Raw genomic sequence first — 328 nt, 5'->3', positions numbered from 1 at the left:
ATCGCAGCGACCGCCTCTATGTGGTGGAAGGCTACATGGACGTGATCGCACTGACCCAACACGGCGTGCCCAACGTGGTCGCCACCCTGGGCACCGCCACCACCGAAGACCACGCCCGCAAACTGTTTCGTCAGGTCAACGAAGTGATTCTCTGTTTCGATGGCGACAAGGCCGGCGTCCGCGCCGCCTGGCGGGCGCTGGAGTCCCTGTTGCCGGCTCTGGATGACGGCAAACAAGTACGTTTCCTGTTCCTGCCAGACGGCGAAGACCCGGACACACTCGTGCGCCAGCAAGGCCCCGAGGCGTTGCGAGCACTTACTGACAAGGC

At 63.4% G+C, this 328-nt stretch carries 1 protein-coding gene; it reads left to right on the top strand.

Annotated features, from left to right (window positions below):
* The coding region (locus A3754_RS05655) for a toprim domain-containing protein (RefSeq protein ID WP_156496834.1) at window positions 1–328 on the top strand (328 nt) is incomplete at both ends.

The sequence above is a fragment of the Alcanivorax sp. HI0083 genome, assembly GCF_001635175.1.
The sequence above is the reverse complement of the archived record's forward strand: the minus strand, read 5'-3'. Positions and strand labels throughout refer to the sequence as shown.